Below are 431 nucleotides of genomic sequence, written 5' to 3'. Positions count from 1 at the left end.
ACGCCACGGATCTTCACCTGGTCGTCATTGCGACCCTGGTAGTCCAGCGTGCCATCGGCATTCCAGCGCACCAGATCGCCCGTGCGGTACATCCGCCCGCCGTTGAACGGATCGTCGAGGAAGCGCTCGGCGGTCAGTTCAGGCCGGTTGAGATAGCCCCGGGCGACCTGCGCACCACCGATGTACAGCTCGCCGGTCACCCCCACCGGTACGGGTTGGCGTTGCTCGTCCAACACGTAGACGCGGGTGTTGGCAGTCGGCTTGCCGATATGCAGCGCACCGCCCGGTTGCAGTTGCCCCGACGTCGCCACCACGGTGGTCTCGGTCGGGCCATAGTTGTTGACCAGCGCAAAGCCCGGATCGCGGTCGAACTGGCGCAGGCGATCACCGCCGACCAGCAGCGTGCGCAGGGTCGGGTGCTGGCGTTCGCG

Annotated in this window: 1 protein-coding gene; it reads right to left on the bottom strand. The window is 67.1% G+C overall.

Going from position 1 to position 431, the window contains the following annotated elements; translation table 11 throughout:
• The coding region (locus POF53_RS25955) for an AMP-binding protein (protein ID WP_498970065.1) at nucleotides 1–431 on the bottom strand (431 nt) is incomplete at both ends.

Origin of the sequence: Mitsuaria sp. RG (genome assembly GCF_028369275.1) — a bacterium.
GTDB classification, from domain to species: Bacteria; Pseudomonadota; Gammaproteobacteria; order Pseudomonadales; family Pseudomonadaceae; genus Aquipseudomonas; species Aquipseudomonas peradeniyensis.
Note: the sequence above shows the minus strand (reverse complement) of the source record. Positions and strands in the feature narration are given on the sequence as shown.